Origin of the sequence: Phaeobacter sp. BS52 (genome assembly GCF_045040595.1) — a bacterium.
Taxonomy (GTDB): Bacteria; Pseudomonadota; Alphaproteobacteria; order Rhodobacterales; family Rhodobacteraceae; genus Phaeobacter; species Phaeobacter piscinae.
The window spans coordinates 3,237,974-3,253,941 of record NZ_CP090662.1; the positions used below are offsets into that span (position 1 = coordinate 3,237,974).

General features: G+C 58.9%; 21 protein-coding genes and 1 pseudogene. 9 read left to right on the plus strand and 13 right to left on the minus strand.

The window, feature by feature from the left end; all coding sequences use genetic code 11:
- The first annotated feature begins 38 nt into the window (after positions 1-38).
- From L0Z65_RS15585 to L0Z65_RS15595, 3 genes are all read left to right on the plus strand, one after another.
- Complete coding sequence (locus L0Z65_RS15585; RefSeq protein WP_405109050.1) at positions 39-1,253, plus strand: adenylate/guanylate cyclase domain-containing protein; 1,215 nt, start codon at positions 39-41, stop codon at positions 1,251-1,253.
- A 169-nt stretch (positions 1,254-1,422) separates the two neighbouring features.
- Positions 1,423-1,656 (plus strand): VPEID-CTERM sorting domain-containing protein, encoded by a 234-nt coding sequence (locus L0Z65_RS15590; RefSeq protein WP_405109053.1) that lies wholly within the window; start codon positions 1,423-1,425, stop codon positions 1,654-1,656.
- A gap of 2 nt (positions 1,657-1,658) precedes the next feature.
- Positions 1,659-1,736, plus strand: a complete 78-nt coding sequence (locus tag L0Z65_RS15595) for a hypothetical protein (protein ID WP_405112586.1) — start codon at positions 1,659-1,661, stop codon at positions 1,734-1,736.
- Between the two features lie 36 nt (positions 1,737-1,772).
- Here the strand turns inward: L0Z65_RS15595 and xrtE are convergent, their stop codons facing one another.
- The 5 genes from xrtE to trmD form a co-directional block, all read right to left on the minus strand.
- Entirely contained in the window at positions 1,773-3,401 is a 1,629-nt protein-coding gene (gene xrtE, locus L0Z65_RS15600; protein WP_405109055.1) for an exosortase E/protease, VPEID-CTERM system, read from the minus strand.
- The gene (locus tag L0Z65_RS15605) at positions 3,388-4,197 is read right to left on the minus strand and encodes a division plane positioning ATPase MipZ (RefSeq protein WP_405109058.1); all 810 of its coding nucleotides are present in this window, start codon (positions 4,195-4,197) and stop codon (positions 3,388-3,390) included. The genes xrtE and L0Z65_RS15605 overlap by 14 nt, the downstream gene beginning before the upstream one ends.
- Before the next feature lie 219 nt (positions 4,198-4,416).
- On the minus strand, positions 4,417-4,638 hold the full coding sequence (gene rpmE / locus L0Z65_RS15610) for a 50S ribosomal protein L31 (RefSeq protein WP_014876110.1): 222 nt from the start codon (positions 4,636-4,638) through the stop codon (positions 4,417-4,419).
- An 11-nt stretch (positions 4,639-4,649) separates the two neighbouring features.
- Positions 4,650-5,021 (minus strand): 50S ribosomal protein L19, encoded by a 372-nt coding sequence (gene rplS, locus L0Z65_RS15615; protein WP_014876109.1) that lies wholly within the window; start codon positions 5,019-5,021, stop codon positions 4,650-4,652.
- Positions 5,022-5,322: 301 nt separating this feature from the next.
- Positions 5,323-6,123, minus strand: coding sequence for a tRNA (guanosine(37)-N1)-methyltransferase TrmD (trmD, locus tag L0Z65_RS15620; protein WP_405109062.1), 801 nt, complete (start codon positions 6,121-6,123; stop codon positions 5,323-5,325).
- A gap of 55 nt (positions 6,124-6,178) precedes the next feature.
- Here trmD and L0Z65_RS15625 point away from each other — a divergent pair, with 55 nt between their 5' ends.
- Positions 6,179-7,219, plus strand: a complete 1,041-nt coding sequence (locus L0Z65_RS15625; protein ID WP_405109065.1) for a phosphotransferase — start codon at positions 6,179-6,181, stop codon at positions 7,217-7,219.
- Positions 7,220-7,224: 5 nt separating this feature from the next.
- On the opposite strand, the gene rimM is transcribed toward L0Z65_RS15625, so the two are convergent.
- The 8 genes and pseudogenes from rimM to ffh form a co-directional block, all read right to left on the minus strand.
- Positions 7,225-7,728, minus strand: coding sequence for a ribosome maturation factor RimM (gene rimM, locus L0Z65_RS15630; protein ID WP_405109068.1), 504 nt, complete (start codon positions 7,726-7,728; stop codon positions 7,225-7,227).
- Positions 7,729-7,878: 150 nt separating this feature from the next.
- Entirely contained in the window at positions 7,879-8,520 is a 642-nt protein-coding gene (gene bluB / locus L0Z65_RS15635) for a 5,6-dimethylbenzimidazole synthase (protein WP_024095735.1), read from the minus strand.
- Positions 8,521-8,524: 4 nt separating this feature from the next.
- Complete coding sequence (rpsP, locus tag L0Z65_RS15640; protein WP_014876104.1) at positions 8,525-8,884, minus strand: 30S ribosomal protein S16; 360 nt, start codon at positions 8,882-8,884, stop codon at positions 8,525-8,527.
- A 41-nt stretch (positions 8,885-8,925) separates the two neighbouring features.
- Complete coding sequence (locus tag L0Z65_RS15645; protein ID WP_040176153.1) at positions 8,926-9,234, minus strand: chorismate mutase; 309 nt, start codon at positions 9,232-9,234, stop codon at positions 8,926-8,928.
- A gap of 57 nt (positions 9,235-9,291) precedes the next feature.
- Complete coding sequence (locus L0Z65_RS15650) at positions 9,292-9,894, minus strand: GNAT family N-acetyltransferase (protein ID WP_405109073.1); 603 nt, start codon at positions 9,892-9,894, stop codon at positions 9,292-9,294.
- A gap of 37 nt (positions 9,895-9,931) precedes the next feature.
- On the minus strand, positions 9,932-10,678 hold the full coding sequence (locus L0Z65_RS15655) for a GNAT family N-acetyltransferase (protein WP_405109076.1): 747 nt from the start codon (positions 10,676-10,678) through the stop codon (positions 9,932-9,934).
- A complete protein-coding gene (locus L0Z65_RS15660; protein ID WP_405109079.1) occupies positions 10,675-11,220 on the minus strand; it encodes a GNAT family N-acetyltransferase in 546 nt (181 codons plus the stop codon). Before L0Z65_RS15660 ends, L0Z65_RS15655 begins: the two co-directional genes overlap by 4 nt.
- Position 11,221: 1 nt before the next feature.
- Positions 11,222-12,764, minus strand: a pseudogene (ffh, locus tag L0Z65_RS15665) (signal recognition particle protein).
- Positions 12,765-13,257: 493 nt separating this feature from the next.
- Between ffh and L0Z65_RS15670 the strand changes: the two are divergent.
- The 5 genes from L0Z65_RS15670 (at position 13,258) to L0Z65_RS15690 (ending at position 15,889) form a co-directional block, all read left to right on the plus strand.
- Positions 13,258-13,428, plus strand: a complete 171-nt coding sequence (locus tag L0Z65_RS15670; protein WP_405109082.1) for a hypothetical protein — start codon at positions 13,258-13,260, stop codon at positions 13,426-13,428.
- Positions 13,429-13,463: 35 nt separating this feature from the next.
- Positions 13,464-13,694: a hypothetical protein gene (locus L0Z65_RS15675; RefSeq protein ID WP_405109085.1), complete on the plus strand. Its 231-nt coding sequence runs from the start codon at positions 13,464-13,466 to the stop codon at positions 13,692-13,694.
- Positions 13,695-13,702: 8 nt separating this feature from the next.
- Complete coding sequence (locus L0Z65_RS15680; protein WP_405109088.1) at positions 13,703-14,311, plus strand: hypothetical protein; 609 nt, start codon at positions 13,703-13,705, stop codon at positions 14,309-14,311.
- Positions 14,308-15,252 carry a hypothetical protein gene (locus tag L0Z65_RS15685; protein WP_405109091.1) on the plus strand — a complete coding sequence of 315 codons (945 nt, stop codon included), beginning with the start codon at positions 14,308-14,310 and terminating at the stop codon, positions 15,250-15,252. The genes L0Z65_RS15680 and L0Z65_RS15685 overlap by 4 nt, the downstream gene beginning before the upstream one ends.
- A 109-nt stretch (positions 15,253-15,361) precedes the next feature.
- Entirely contained in the window at positions 15,362-15,889 is a 528-nt protein-coding gene (locus tag L0Z65_RS15690) for a prolyl-tRNA synthetase associated domain-containing protein (protein ID WP_096873220.1), read from the plus strand.
- Positions 15,890-15,968: the final 79 nt, after the last annotated feature.

A 15,968-nucleotide genomic window follows, 5' to 3' on the forward strand; every position in this document is an offset into this window, starting at 1 on the left:
TCAGATTGGACCGGGACCACAATATGAGGCCGTGCATAATGACGGATGCTGCTTCACGCGCCACGCCGATAATCGACTGGCTCACTGCTGAAGGGCTACGGGGGGCCAGCCGTCAGGAGATGTTGCAGGGATTCTGCCAGAGGCTCGCCGACACCGGGGTACCCCTGCTACGCTTCCATCTGGCACAGCGCGCTTATCATCCGAAATATGGTGGTATTGGGTTCAGCTGGACGCGGGCCGACGGGCTGTCGCATGAGTATTATGAACACAGCGATACCCCACGAGATGAATGGCTCTACAGCACCTTCTATTACATGTTGGAACGCGATGTGCCTGAGTTCCGCAGTAAGCTGACAGGCCATGTTCTGGAGAGGTTTCCAGCGTTGGCGCAGTTCAAGCAGCGCGGAGCAACGGATTACTTTGCCTTGGCAAAGCGGTTCGGCGATTTCGCTGACGCACCTTTTGATCCTCGCCGCCCGGGCGAGGGGATTTTGTCGTCCTGGTCGACCGATCATCCCGAGGGATTTACTGATACAGACTTAGCCCTGATCCGCCAGATTTACTCGCATCTGGCATTGGCGCTGCGCGCGGCATCTGCACAGCAGATGGCCAAAGATCTGTTACAGGTCTATCTGGGGCGCGACGCCGGGCAGCGGGTTTTGTCAGGAGAAATTCAACGCGGATCCTCCCGCCAGATTGATGCTGTAATCTGCTACTTCGATCTGAAAGGGTTCACCCAGCTGGCAGAGCAAATTCCGGGTGCCGAGCTGATTGATATGCTCAACGATTACTTTGGTCTGGCTGTTGAGACGATCCAGTCTCACGGCGGGAATATCCTGAAATTCATGGGTGATGGCATATTGTCCATGTTCGATCTTGGCAGCATTGCTGAGGACGCGACTGCTGCCCTAGCTGCCGCCAGCGCACTGCAAGGGAAAATTCGCAAGCGCAATACGGAGCGCGCAGCGCAAGGCGTGCCAACTGCGGATTTCACTCTGGCGCTGCACGCGGGCGAAATCCTCTACGGAAATATCGGCTCTGAGAACCGGCTGGATTTCACAGTTATCGGGCCAACCGTCAATCTGACGGCGCGGATATCCGGTATGCATACCTCCGTTGGGCGCAGCATCATCGTATCTGAGCAGGTGCAAAAAGCAGCTCAACCGACCAACCATGATCTGGTCTCGTTGGGTCGCTATATGCTGCGCGGTGTCGCAGAGCCGGTGGAGTTGTTCACGATCTACGGGGGGTAATTTCCGCGACCTGTTGGGGCTGGAATTCAGCGAAAGGTAAAATTTGCCATAATTTTCGCATTTTTCTCCCTTAGTGCTGAAAGCAGGAAAAGGGTGTGGTCAGTGAGATTCGTCGAAACCTCGCAACGCGTCACCCCGGACAGCGACAGAGCAGCAAGGATAAGATGCAATGAAACTGACACTGCGCATGACCCATCTGACAGCCGCAGCGGCTGTGTGGTTTGCAACCGGTCCGAATGCCTTTGCAGCGGGTGAGTGGCCGGATGCGGGTGGCCCTGGGAACGGCAACGGTAATGGCTGGGGCAATGGCTGGGGTAATGGCTGGGGCAACGGCGGAGGTAACGGAAATGGCAATGGCAACGGTGGGGGCCAGACGGTTCCTGAAATTGATGTCAGTGCCTAGGCCTGCTCGCCGTCGCTGCGGTTGCGGCAGCGCTTCTGCTGACTTGGGAACTGCGCCGCCGCCGATCCATACAGAACTGATGCTGTGATGGCGTATGGCGTCAGAGGAAACCGGGCCTAGATCAGGGCCCAGTTTGCTGTGGCAAAGGCGACATAGGCGATCAGCGCATTGGCCACCATATGGGCCAGTATCGCCGCAGCCAGACCGCCGCCGCGCAGATATAGCGCACCAAAGATGGCGCCAGCCGCCATTCCCAAGGCAAAACGGTCGTGCATCAAGCCAAAGAGGGCGCTCGTGATGAGAAGTGCGACAACGGCCCGTAGAATCTGACCTTGTCCTGCCATGCGGCGCAGCAGATATCCGCGAAAGAACAACTCTTCGATAATCGGGACCAGAACGACGGTGCCGAGAAGACGTGTGCCAACCCAGAGCATATCGCGTTCATCGGTGCCACCCCGGCTGATGCCCGGTGTGGACATCACAATCCAGACAGCGGCGATCGCGGCGCCAGCCGCGATGTCAATTGGCCGTGGTCGATATGCCAACTGGCGCAGGGCAGGCCAGAATACGAGCAAAGCGGCGGCCATCATCGCCGCGCGCAGCGGGTACCCTTGCGCAGGATCGGCCCAAATCGCGGACACCAGCACACCGCTTAACATCATCACGATGAATGGGACGATGGAGGCAAGCAGCATATCAGCGCGCATCGGCGGCAGTTCAGCCGCAGCTGCGGCCAGCGCCTCTGGATTGGTCTGCAACCAGCGAGAGCGATGCGCAATGGCCAGCACCAGCAGCGCCAATAGCGTAAACATCAGCCAGCCGGCGTAACTGTGGAAGCCGTTAACGGCGTGCTCCGGTGCGATCCATGCACCGATCAGGATCAGGATGGCGATACGCACGATGTTGAATGCCCAGCTGAGCAGCAGCGCCGCAGGGAACAAGACCAGCCAGTACCGTGTCTGACGAATATCCCGTCCCATCAGCAACGCATATAGCCCCATGAAGGTGGTCACGAGTGCAAAGCCTTCTACGCCGGAGCATGGTTCGCCGATCTCCACCAGAAACCCGTCAACGCGGATCAGATGCAGCGCCGCATCAGACCAGACCGTCGCGCCGGAGACTTCCAGTACCCATGTCACCAGAACGAAGGTCACCGAGGTCAGCGCCTCGATGTTCCAGATCGGCTCCATCATGCGGGTGATGTCGGGCATGACCAGCGCCACCATCAGCGCCAGCGTCAAAGAGAGCCCGCAGCCGCGCAACCAGATCAGCCATGCACGCAGTGGCATCAGGGACAGCACCCCACCCAGTCCGGCAATAGCGCCGCCGAGGCAGATTAGAATGAGCGTCGGTGATATCCATGCGTTGATCCCAGCGGGGCCAAATAGTGCCAGCGGGACAAGCGCGATCATTAGGCCCGCGAGGTTGAGCACCAGCGCCGAGGGGCGTCTTGGGGCCTGTCCGATGGCAGACGTCAATGCGTGATATGCGCTGCGCATCAGGATCAGATAAAGCCCAAGCACGGTTAGAACGGCCAGCAAGCGCCCGGCGATCGAGCGCACAGTTGTGCACGCCAGATCTGCGCCGGTAAATTTGCAATGCACATTGGCCAGCAGCTGATAGGCGACCATGATGACAAACAGTTCGGCAACTGCCAGCCCAAGGATCAGGATCAGCCGACGCCCGCCGCGCTGGGCGACCAGCCCGGCCTCACCGCTGGTGGGGTGCTGGTCAGATATCGACATCCACGCCTGGCAGGTTCAACGATTTCATCATGTCCCGCAGTTCCTGACGAGCGGCGATATTGGAGATATTCAGCTGTTTGACGCCGATATCCTTAAGGTCAAGCAACGTCAGCCCGCGCGGGAATAACTCCCGAAAGACCACGCGCTCGGAAAAGCCGGGCGCCACGCGAAACCCGATCCGTTTGGACAGCATGGAAATGGCGCGTTCCATCTTCTCTTTGTTGACCATGCGCTGGGTGCCAACACGATTGCGGATCACGATCCAATCAATCGGCTTCAACCCGGCCTGGGCCCGCAGTTGCCGCGCATTCCAGACCATTTCTGAATAGACGGATGGGCCAGTGATTTTCTCACCTTTCTGATCGGTGTGAGCGAGGAGGTCAAAATCGACAAAACTGTCGTTCAACGGCGTGATCAGCGTGTCTGCCAGAGAATGGGCGACTTGGCTCAGACGGGTATGCGATCCGGGGCAGTCGATCAGGATGAAATCATTGTTGGGTTCCAGTTCGGAAACCGCAGCAGACAGCCGGTGGTCATAGACATTTTCGCCCGGTTGCAGGCTATCGGCGTCGATTTCAGGGAGCTCGTGCAGCGCAACCAGCGGCAGCTCCAGCGCGGCTTTCTCCATGAACGCCCTGCGGTTCTCCAGATAGCGCCCGAGCGACCGCTGCCGCAGATCAAGGTCCAAAGCGGCAATTTTGTACCCCAGCCGGGCCAGTGTGGTTGCCACATGCATGGAGACGGTGGACTTGCCCGCCCCACCTTTTTCGTTGCCGACGACAATAATATGCGCCACGTTCACTTCCCCCAATCACTGCGCGAAATACTGCGCATCTTGGGCTGACTATACTGTCCGGTCGAATCGATGGGAAGCGCGATATCCGCAGGTTAGGGCCTGATTTAGGCTCTGTGGTTTCCTCAGGGTGAACTTGCGCAATGAACATGGTCGCTGAAGTCGCAACAAAAAACGCCGCCCAAGGGAGCGGCGTTTTCCAAAAAATAAGTCCAGGTTGGCTTAGAAGCCCAGACCTTCGTACTTCTTTTTGAACTTGGATACGCGGCCACCGGCGTCCATCAGACGGGTGGAGCCACCGGTCCATGCGGGATGCACGGTGGGGTCGATGTCCAGCGCCAGTGTGTCACCCTCTTTGCCCCAGGTGGAGCGCATCTTGAGGATGGTGCCATCGGTCATTTTGACGTCGATGAAGTGGTATTCGGGATGGGTGTCGGCTTTCATGATACCACTCCTTACGCTTTGGCTTTGTAGTTTGTATCTTCTGCAATCCGTGCAGATTTACCGCGACGGGCGCGCAGATAGTACAGTTTCGCGCGACGCACACGGCCGCGGCGAACGACAGTGATGCTGTCGATGTTGGTCGAGTGCAGCGGGAACACACGTTCCACGCCTTCGCCAAACGAAATTTTGCGAACGGTGAACGAACCGGCGATGCCGGAGCCGTTTTTGCGGCTGATGCAGACGCCTTCGTAGTTCTGCACGCGCGAACGGCTGCCTTCGGTCACCTTGTAGCCGACGCGGATGGTGTCACCGGCTTTGAAATCGGGGATCTCTTTCCCCAGGGCGGCAACTTGTTCCGCCTCCAACTGTGCGATCAGGTCCATCGCAGGTCTCCTATAATTGCTCGTGGTTTTGCCCACGAAGTTTTGCGCGGTTGCGAGAGCTCTTGGTCTTCACCGGGTCCCGCAGATAGCAGCCCGCCAGAGATCACTCCGTTCTTTCCTAAGCGTGTGCTGTGCGCCCCCCAAATTGCCGAAGAAGGCGGGTCAGGGGTTTCAAAATGCAACAGAACACAGGTCCACAGACGCAAAAGCGAATCCAGACAGGGGCCTTCTATGCCTGTTTGGTCAGCGGATCAAGGGGAGAGGCCGCGTTTAAGAACCGCAAATCCCGCCTTCGGATCGTTCAGTCTGACGTCTTGCGGTCCTGGTAGGCCTGCCAGAGATCAGGGCGTCGGGCCTTGGTGATGTCTTCGCTCATTTTCTGGCGCCATTCAGCAATTTTACCGTGATGGCCGGACATCAGCACATCAGGAATGGTTTGTCCTTTCCATTCCGCTGGGCGGGTATATTGCGGATGTTCAAGCAGGCCGGAGGAAAAACTCTCCTCTTCGGTGGAGGCTTGATTGCCAAGAACACCGGGGATCAGGCGCACAGTGGCGTCGATCATCGCCTGCGCAGCAATCTCCCCGCCGGTCATGACGAAATCCCCCAGAGAAACTTCCTGAATGCCGTAGTGCTGCAGAACTCGTTCATCAACGCCTTCAAAACGTCCACAAAGCAGTGTGACACCATCGCAGTGCGCCAGATCCTGCATCAAGGCCTGATCCATCCGGCGCCCGCGTGGCGACAGGTAGATCAACGGCCAATTGCCGACAGCGCCCGCCATCGTATGCTCAATCGCATCCCCCAACACATCCGCCCGCAGCACCATACCAGCGCCACCGTCGGCGGGGGTGTCATCGACATTGCGGTGCTTGCCGATGCCGAACTGGCGTAGATCAACCGTGTCCAGCTGCCACAGCCCCTCTTGCAGGGCCTTGCCGGTCAGGCTTTCACCCAGAATGCCGGGGAAGGCATTCGGGAACAGGGTCATGATTTTCGCCTTCCAAACGCCAACTAGATTCGGCGTCGGCGTCATCAGCTCGCGTGGCTTGAAAGAGGGGCCAATGGCCTTGCGGCCGTGAGATTTGTTTTGTGCACTCATGTGGTGCTGTTTAATCCAGTTAGAACGACACGCAATAAAAAGCTTTGGTGTTTGGATGAATTCGGAAAAGGCCCCTATTGTAACCGACCATGAGTATCAGGCCGCAATCGAGGATGTGCAGGCACGAGCCAAAGCGTTCTGGCCACGTATTGCGTCGGACCTCGGTCTGGCTGCCGAAGGTGCCCGGTTTCGTCAGCTTCTGGTGAACAGCCGGTATCAGCATGTTCGCAGCGTTCAGGAGGTGACAACGGCAACCGGGCAACGCTATGTCTTGAGGGCGGTCTTTGACGACACCACTGCTGCACGGCAGATCAGGGCTCTTGATCGACATCAGCAAGCGGCGCTTGACCTGCAATCGGTATGCGGCGTGTCATCGCCTGACGTCCTGTGGCGAGATCAAGATAGCGCTGTAGTTTTGATGGATTTTGTCCAAGGGGAGACTGCCTACCGCGAGCTGGCTATGACCGAATACGGGTTTGGTGACCGGGCAGAGGTTCTTCGCCGGATTGGATGCGCGGTCGCTGAGCTGCATAGGGTTTCGGATGCAGGAGATATGCAATTCTGGCCTAAACCCTTTCTGAGACAGATATCAGCGCGGGCGGAGGCGGTACGCGCCGGGAAGTTTCAGGTCTTGAAGCCGAAGAGGTATTTGGGTCTCTGTGCGCTGCTTCACCGGGAGGCTCGGCGTGCACGTAAACAGACATTCCGCGGTGCATTGGAGCATGGAGATCTGCATCTGCGGAATATCCTGATGTGCGACAGCGAGGTGTCATTCATAGACTATTCAAACCATGACGGAATGTTCCCGCAGCGCGATATTGCCGATATTTGGTTGTCCAACTGCCCCGACCACCTTGCTGCAGAAGGGCGCACGCCTGGTTTCGGAGGGGTGGCCAGAGCGGATTGGGCAGCATTTGAGGAGGGCTATGGTGCAGAACTGACGGCGGATCCTATCTTCAGGTTCTTCTTTACCTGGCGTCTGTTCAAGCTGTGGTCAGCACTGGGCAGAAAACGATCGGAACCGCGACAGCGAACGCAGGATGTCGCTGCCGCCGCGGAACATGTTTTGGAGCAGCTGTTGGCAGCTGAAGGCTGACAGGCTCAGAACACGCCATCCGGTGGGTCTGCGATGATGCGCCCGCTTGCAAGATCAACCGTCGGTACAGCTGCCAGCGTGAACGGTAGCAGCACGGTTTTGCTCTCCGCCGGGATGGCGATTTCCAGCAGATCGCTGGCGCCGTGGTTCTGGACTGATTTTACGGTCCCCAGCAGTGTCCCGCCGGTGTCATAAACCTCAAGGCCCATCAGATCGGTGTGATAATATTCATCATCCGGAAGATTTGGGAGCCGCTCGCGTGGTGCAAACAGGCGCACCCCCTTCAAAGCATCGGCCTGCTCCTTGCTCTCGATCCCGCCGATACGGGCGGTAAACCCGTTCTTGATGGCGCGGACCAGGGTGATCGTATAGGTCTGACTGCCGTCTTCAGTGCTGAGCGGGGAGTAGTCTTCAATATCCTCGGGCATGGCGCAGAAACTCTTCAGGCGTACCTCGCCCCGCACCCCATACGAGCCTGAAATGGCACCAACGCAAATCTGCTCAGTCATTCAATCCATCCTTTGCAGAACCGCGCAGCAGTCCAAGTGCCGCCTGCGAGTCCACAGCGTTCTGTTTGGTAGTTGCGTTCATAGAGAACACCTGCGGTAAAGGCGATCAGAACAAAAACCGCAAGCCGGATCAATCGCCACATCTGTGGATTACCGGGTTTCGACCGGCAATGCGTTGCGGCGGGTTTCCCAGCCTAGCTGTTCCAGCTCCGGTGTTTTGGACATCCGCTCCGGGTGGCCAACGCAGAAATATCCGATCAACTGCCAGTCGGCCGGAACATCCAGATCCCGGTTCAGCTGTTGCGGATCAAGGATCGACACCCAGCCCAGCCCCAGACCTTCGGCACGCAGGGCGAGCCAGAACAGGGTCACAGCGGTAACAACGGAGTAGCGGCGCATCTCCGGCATGGTGCCAGCGCCGAGCTTGTGACCTTTTGTTGTGGAATCATCGCAGTAAATCGCCAGCTGAACCGGTGCTTCGCGCATTCCGGACAGTTTCAGCTTAGCATAGCGCTCAGCTTTGGCTTCGGAAAAGCCCGCCAGCGCCGAGGCATTTGCGGTCTCGAAATTCTCAAGTGCGGCGGCCCGAGCTGCGTCACTTTCGACACGGATCACCCGCCAGGGTTCGCTGAGCCCGACCGAGGGCGCCAGCTGAATGGTGTCGAGGCAGCGCGTAAGCACTGCCTCGTCCACCGGATCGGAGCGAAACCGGCGCACATCGCGCCGGACACGCATCAACAGATCAAGTTGCATGCGGAAGTCTTCAGAGAATGAATTGTCCCGCATGTTCATCAACTTACTCCGCGTCTGCAGTCGCTTCAGCAGCCTTGGCTGCTTTTTCTTCGGCGCGCTCCTGAGCTTTCTTGCCCGGGGTGCCTTTCTTGGGGTTGTTCCGCTCCACCTTAGCGCGAACGCCAGCAGCTTCCAACATCCGAGCGATACGATCTGTGGGCTGAGCGCCCTGATCCAGCCAGTGCTGCACACGCTCCATGTCCATTTTTACGCGCTCTTCACTGTCTTTCGGCAGCAGCGGGTTGTAGGTGCCCAGCTTTTCGATGAAGCGACCATCGCGCGGCATGCGGCTGTCAGCAGCCACAATGCGATAGAAGGGACGCTTTTTCGAGCCGCCGCGGGCCAGACGAATTTTCATTGCCATGGGTTCAGTCTCCTTTAATGGCGTTTACAGGGATATCCCTGTTATTCCTGGTGTTTCTTATGGTGTCGGATGACTTCCTGAATGATGAAGTTCAGGAAAGCCTTGGCGAAATCGGGGTCCAGGTCGGCCTGTTCCGCCAGGTCTTCGAGCCGTGCGATCTGCGCGGTTTCGCGCGTCGGATCGGACGGGGGAAGGTCGTGTTCAGCCTTGAGTTGGCCCACCGCCTGGGTGTGCTTGAACCGCTCGCCCAAAGTGTAGACGAGAATGGCATCAAGGCGATCAATGCTCTCGCGGTGGCCTTTCAGCAGCGCCGCTGCACGGGCGACGGGATCTTGGGTCTCTGTCGTCATTTCTGGCTCCGCGAGGGAATGAATGGGACGCGCATTGCGCGGCTGTGGGTGATGGGATCAGTCAAGCGCCCAGCCCTCCGGTTTGAACAGGGGATCTGCGTAATGGCTGATTTCCATCTCGATCCCATGGACCAGCTGGCTGTCCTTAAGCGCATCGGGGTCGGGGTGGCGATAGACTGCATCACTGCCGTCAATCGTCGCGGCCTCATGATCCTTCCGTGCGCCCAGCCGTTCTGCCAAGCGGATCGAATCCAGGTTTTTCGGATCAATATAGCTGACCGCGCCATCCCAGCCGAGCGTATTGTAATAGTAGTTGCGGGCCGCATGGGTGGCTTCCAGCGCATACCCCTTACCAGCGGCGTCAGGCCAGATGATCCAGGCGATTTCACGTTCAGGCCAGCCTGCGGGCATCCAGCCTCCGGCCATCCCGTAGGTTTCCTCGGTGATCTTGTCGTGGATCATCCACATGCCAAACCCGCGCACCTGCCAATGGCCGATCTCCGCGGCGTAGAGCATCCAGGCTTCGTACGGGTTCAGTGGACCGCCCATGAAGCGCGCGCGATAAGAACTGAACGTTGCCTTGAAGTCGGGATAATCCACGGCTTCGGGGCCCCGCAGAACCAGGCGTTTGGTTTCGATCACTGGGATGGACGAGGGCATCAGGCACCCCTCGCGCTGCATGAGAAACGGCGACAGATCATTGGAGACGCCCCGTTGTCACAGGCTCGCCCAACAGGCGCTGGCGCGGCTGATGCCGCCAGGTTCGCATATTGTTGGCCGGGGCCAGGCGGAACGACACCAACTGCTCCGGGCGGGCGCCAATGCGCTGCGCCAGAGCGATGGATGCGGTGTTATCCTCCGGAATGAAGGAGGCGATATTGCTCCAGTTTTTCTCACGGAAGAGCCAATCAAGAACGGCCTCTGCCGCCTCGCTTGCATAGCCTTTGCCCCGCGCATCCTCTGTCAGATGCCAGGAGAGTTCTGGTTCCGGCCAGCCTTTGGGGAACCATGGGCCAATCATGCCGACCGGGCGTCCGGTGCTGCGCTCGACCAGGGCGAACAACCCATAACCGCGCAGGTGCCAGTGACCAATAATGGTGGCAATCGACCACCAGAGGGCATCTGGATCGTCAGCTGCATCAATAAAGCGCGGGGCGCCAATGCGCAGAAAGGCATCATGCGCGTCGAAACCGGCCTCCGCAGGGGACACCAGTGTAAGCCTCTGCGTCATGAGGCTGGGGAAACGATAGCCCGTGTCTGACATTACCACATCCGTATCAACCCCTGCGGCACAGGCCGCAGCGATCTGTTTATGCATCAAAGACGGTTTGACCATGCCAGATGCCGGAAAATAATGGGTTAAAGCACCGTCCAGGCGTGGCAGAGTCGCCACAGTGGCACCGCTACGGTGGCCTGTGGAGCAGGAAAAGCGGAGATCCATCATGCGTAGGCCTCCATCCCGCCATCCGCATCAGGTGCGTTATGGCGGTAGACGAGCGTATCTGCAGACGTTTCGCCTTCGGGCAAAGGTGCCTCAGGATCCTGCGTGGCCCCTAGCCTCTCAGCCACTGAGACCGATTTGTCGTTTCCGGGCGTGATGTAGCTGACAAGGGTGGTAGCGCCCATCTGGGACCACGCCCATTCCAACGCTGCAGATGCTGCTTCGGTGACGTAACCGTTGCCTTCGAAGCCGTTGCAAAGTGTCCAGCCGATCTCCGCTTCGGGGTAATGGGCTGGTTTGTTGATGCCGACTTGGCCAACAAATGCGCCGTCTTCGCTGCGTTCGATTGCCCAGCTGCCGAAACCCAGAAGGGACCAGCTGCCCACCTCAGCGGCAATTGTCTGCCAGCTGTCCTTGAGTGAAAACGGCCCGCCCATATAGCGTGCGCGTTCACTGGCCAGCACATGGTGAAGCGGCGCGAAGTCCGACATCACGTGGTGGCGCAGCGTGAGGCGCGCAGTGGATATGGTGGGCGCAATGGTCACCTTACTTCTTCTTGCCCAGGCCGCTCAGACCGCCGGGCAGACCCATGCCGCCAAGGCCGGGTAGCCCGCCGGGCATACCGCCCATGCCACCGGGAAGGCCCTTGCCGCCGCCCATGGCTTTGGCTGCTGCTTCCAGCGCTTTTGGATCCATCTGGCTCGGATCCATTCCAGCCATATCGGGCATGCCGCCGCCTTTGCCGAACATGCCAGACATGGCTTGTTTCAGCATCTTGCCTTTACCCATCTTGCCCATCTTCTTCATGACGTCGGCCATCTGACGGTGCATCTTCATCAGTTTGTTGAGGTCGGAGACCTGCATACCTGACCCTGCTGCAATGCGCTTCTTGCGAGACGCCTGAAGGAGGGCAGGATTGGCGCGTTCTTTCTTGGTCATCGACTGGATCATGGCGATCTGCTGGCGCAGCACCTTGTCATCAAAACCGGATTCTTCGACCTGTTTTGCCATTTTGGCCATGCCGGGCATCATCTGCATCATGCCCTGCATGCCGCCCATCTGGATCATCTGCTCAAGCTGCATCTTCAGGTCATTCATATTAAAATGACCCTTCATCATGCGCTTCATCATGCGCTCGGCCTGTTCGGCCTCAATGGTTTCCTGGGCCTTTTCAACCAGAGCAACGATATCGCCCATGCCGAGAATCCGGCCTGCGATTCGGTCAGGCTCGAAGGTCTCGATGGCGTCCATCTTCTCGCCCAGACCGACAAAGCGGATGGGTTTACCGGTGACCGCGCGCATCGACAGCGCCGCACCACCGCGGCCGTCGCCGTCCATCCGGGTCAAAACGACGCCGGAGATGCCGATCTTGGCATCGAATTCTTCGGCCACTTCGACCGCGACCTGACCAGTCAACCCGTCAACAACCAGCAGCGTTTCGCGGGGGGAGACGACATCGCGGACGTCCTCGACCTCCTGCATGAGCACTTCGTCAATCTGCAGGCGGTCGAGCAGTGTCGAGCATATAGACGTCGTAGCCACCCAAGGCGGCCTGCTGTTTGGCGCGCTTAGCGATATCGACAGGTTTCTGACCCGGCACGATAGGCAGCGTGTCGACACCGATCTGGGTACCAAGTACCGCCAACTGATCCATTGCAGCCGGGCGATACACATCAAGCGACGCCATCAGGACGCGCTTGCCTTCTTTATCTTTCAGACGCTTGGCAAGCTTACCAGTGGTGGTGGTCTTACCAGAACCTTGCAGACCAACCATCAGGATGGGGGCTGGCGGGTTGTCCACTTTCAGCTGGCCCGGATCCTCATCACCGCGCAGCACACCCACCAGTGCATCATGGACGATTTTGACAACCTGCTGGCCGGGCGTAACCGATTTGGTCACCGCCTGGCCTGTAGCCTGATCTTGCACACGTTTCACAAAATCCCGGGCAACCGGCAGCGAGACATCCGCCTCCAGCAGCGCAACGCGGACTTCGCGCAGGGCGGTTTTGACGTCTTCTTCGGACAGCGCGCCCTGTTTGGTCAGCCGGTCAAAGACACCGGATAGGCGTTCGGATAAATTTTCAAACATGCCTTCGGCCTCCTATGCCGGTTTCAACGTGGACGCCCCACATGTAGGGAGCAAAGGATCCATGCGCAATCACCCCCACGGGCGTAACACGCTGGTGGAGGGCGATCCCTGGCAAGGGCAGGGACCGGAAGACTGTAGCGGCTCCCGGATTTGGGCCATGCGTTACTCGTTCGCCTGCAATGAGTCAACCCGAAGCGCTTTGGCCGGGAATAGGTGGTCCGCTGCCATGCGTTGAGCGCAACGGTTGACGCAAGGCACTGCGGTGGGGGAGTATCAGAGTGCGGGGCACGTCTATACGCGTGCAAGCGCCATCGCATTGCAGGTGCGTGAACAGCGCCTATGCGATGGCTCTTTGGTAGATGTCAGACATGAACAAAAACATGGGTCAGCCAAGCCCCCACTGCAGAGGCAGCTATTCTCAAGGCATCTGGTGCGGCGTTCCTGTCGCATTCCTTCATCGGGCGGCTTTGCAGCCACAGAAGGATCAAGACAGATGCGTGTGTTTACAGTTATCGGCCCCTCTCATTCCGGCAAGACTGAGCTGGCAAAAGCCCTAGCGACACTTCAGGAGCCAGAGCAGAAGCCGCAGCAGGCCACAGGTGTTGTGGAGTTGAGAGCGTTTCCGTTCATGGATGAGGCCTGGGGCGTGATTGATATTGCTTAAGCGGGGTTGAGAACTTGGCGACGGCGGGGCCCGCGTTGGCAGCCAGCGATGCGGCGGTTGTTTGCGTGTCGGCGGATCCATCTGCCGGGGTTTTGGCCGCGCCTTATCTCAGGATGGTCGAAGAGGCGGGCATTCCCGCCTTTCTTTTTATCAACCGTATGGATCAGGCCGCTGGGCGGGTGGCCGATATCGTCGCCGCGCTGCAAACCTATTGTCGGCATAATATCGTCCTGCGCCAGATACCGATGCGGACTGGGGGGAGGTGATCGGGGCGGTGGATCTGATATCCGAACGGGCGTGGAAATATCAGGAGGGGCAGCCCTCAGCCCTGGTGGCTTTCCCGGATAGCATCCATGCCCGCGAACGTCAGGCGCGGGGAGAAATGCTGGAAGCCTTGGCCGACTATGACGACGATCTGCTGGAGCAATTGATCGAAGACCGCAAGCCGCTGACAGAAGCGGTCTATGATGTGGCCACCCGTGTCTTGCAGCATAACGATTTGATCCCGGCGCTTTTGGGGTCTGCGCTTCATCGCAACGGTATCCTGCGTCTGATGAAATCCCTGCGCCATGAGGCCCCCGCGGTCGAGGTCGCAGCACAGCGGTTGGCAGCGGACGGGCAGCCTCTGGCCGTGGGGTGTATCGGAGACCTTGTTAAACATCTCGGCAAGACGGTCGTCGTCCGCGCGCTGAGCCAATCGGTGGGAGCGGGGGCGCAGGTTGGAGGTGGCAACCTTGGAGCGATGACGCAGTTGAGGGGGAGGGTACGGCTGCGAAAACCGGCCCAAGCGCGCCTGCAACCGGGCGCGCTGCTGGCAATGGCCGCAACCCATCCCCCTCCGGTTCGGGTGACCTTGCACCGGGGGATATCGCGCAAGTTGTGAAATCGGATCATCTGAGCCTTGGCTACGCCTATCTGGAAAACCGTGCCGCGCAATTGCCGCAGTGGGCCCAACCGCGCCCGTCGAGTTATCAGCGGATCGTCACGCCCGTGCACGATCGCGATGATGTCCGGCTGACTGCGGCGCTGGAGCGCATTGCTGAGATTGATACCGGGATGCTGGTCGAACAGGATGAGATCAGCGGGCACGCGCTGCTTCACCTGCAAGGGCCGCTGCATTTGCGCCGTATCCTGGGGCTGCTAAACGACTCGTTCGGTATCGAGGTGGGAGATGAACCTGTGCCGCCCGCCCTGCGGGAGACCATCACGCGGCCGGTCACAATCCATCATCGCCACCGTAAACAATCTGGCGGAGCTGGTCAGTTTGCCGATGTGGTGCTGAGCATCGCACCGGCCGCGCGCGGGTCGGGTTTCCATTTTACCGATGAGGTCAAAGGCGGTGCGGTGCCAAAGGGCTACATTCCGTCGGTGGAGGCGGGTGCGCGCGAGGCGTTGAAGGCGGGTGCCAGTGGCCATCCTGTTGTCGATGTGCAGGTGACCCTGAAGGATGGCAAGCACCACTCCGTTGACAGTTCGGACTACGCGTTTCGTACGGCGGGCAAATCTGCGGTTCGTGAGGCGGTGGCGGAGGCGGGGTCGGTGGTACTGCAACCCATCATGCGGGTGGAGATCCACGTTCCTTCAGTCTTCACTGGTGGGCTTGTCCCAGTGGTCAGCGGGATGCAGGGGCAGATACTTGGTTTCGCAGCCCACCCCGAGGCCGCAGGCTGGGACGTGTTTGAAACCCTGCTGCCGGTGGCGGTTCAGGACCAGCTCTGTAGCAGCCTTGCCAGCGCAACTCGCGGAACGGCCTGGTTCTCAAGCGGGTTCGATCACTACGAAGAGGCGCGCCGCACATCATCTGCGGCAGGTGGCGGGCGCTGACGAAACGCTGATGAGAAAGCAGGCGGAATATCGATGTTCCCTCTTGCATGCCCTCGTGTTTCGCATTGATCTGCGGGCGATATCATTTGTGCAGATCAATGAGGCCACGGTGGACGCATCATCCCAGTTTCAAGACAGCTTGCCTGTTTCTTCCGACAAACTTTTGGCGCAGCTGGATGCGTGGGGCATTAGCTACCGGCTGCACAGTCATGTGCCACTGCGCACTGTCGAGGACGCGAAGGCGGTAGAAGCGGGCTTCATGCAGGCAGGGGAGCGCGCGCTGCGGCTTAAGAACCTCTACCTGCGGGACAAGAAGAAACGCAATCATCTGGTCAGCCTTGAGCAGGACCGCGATGTCGATTTGAAAGCGCTGGCGGCTGATCTGGGACTAGGCAAACTGTCATTTGGATCAGCTGATCGCCTGCTGGAAACCCTGGGTGTGCGCCCCGGCGCTGTGACGCCACTGGCGATGGTCAACGGGGTCAATCAGGATGTGCACTTTTATATGGACAAGGCTGCGCAGCAGGCGGATGTGATCTACATGCATCCGTTGGTGAATGATCGCACCGTTGCCCTGACGCGACAGGTATTTCTGGAGGTGATGGATCGATTGAACGTCACAATCACCTGGGTCTGATGTGGCAGGGCAATTTGTGACCACTGCGCAAATTTGAACCTTTCTCTGGCTAGAGCCTGTGGAATGTGCATGGTTGCGG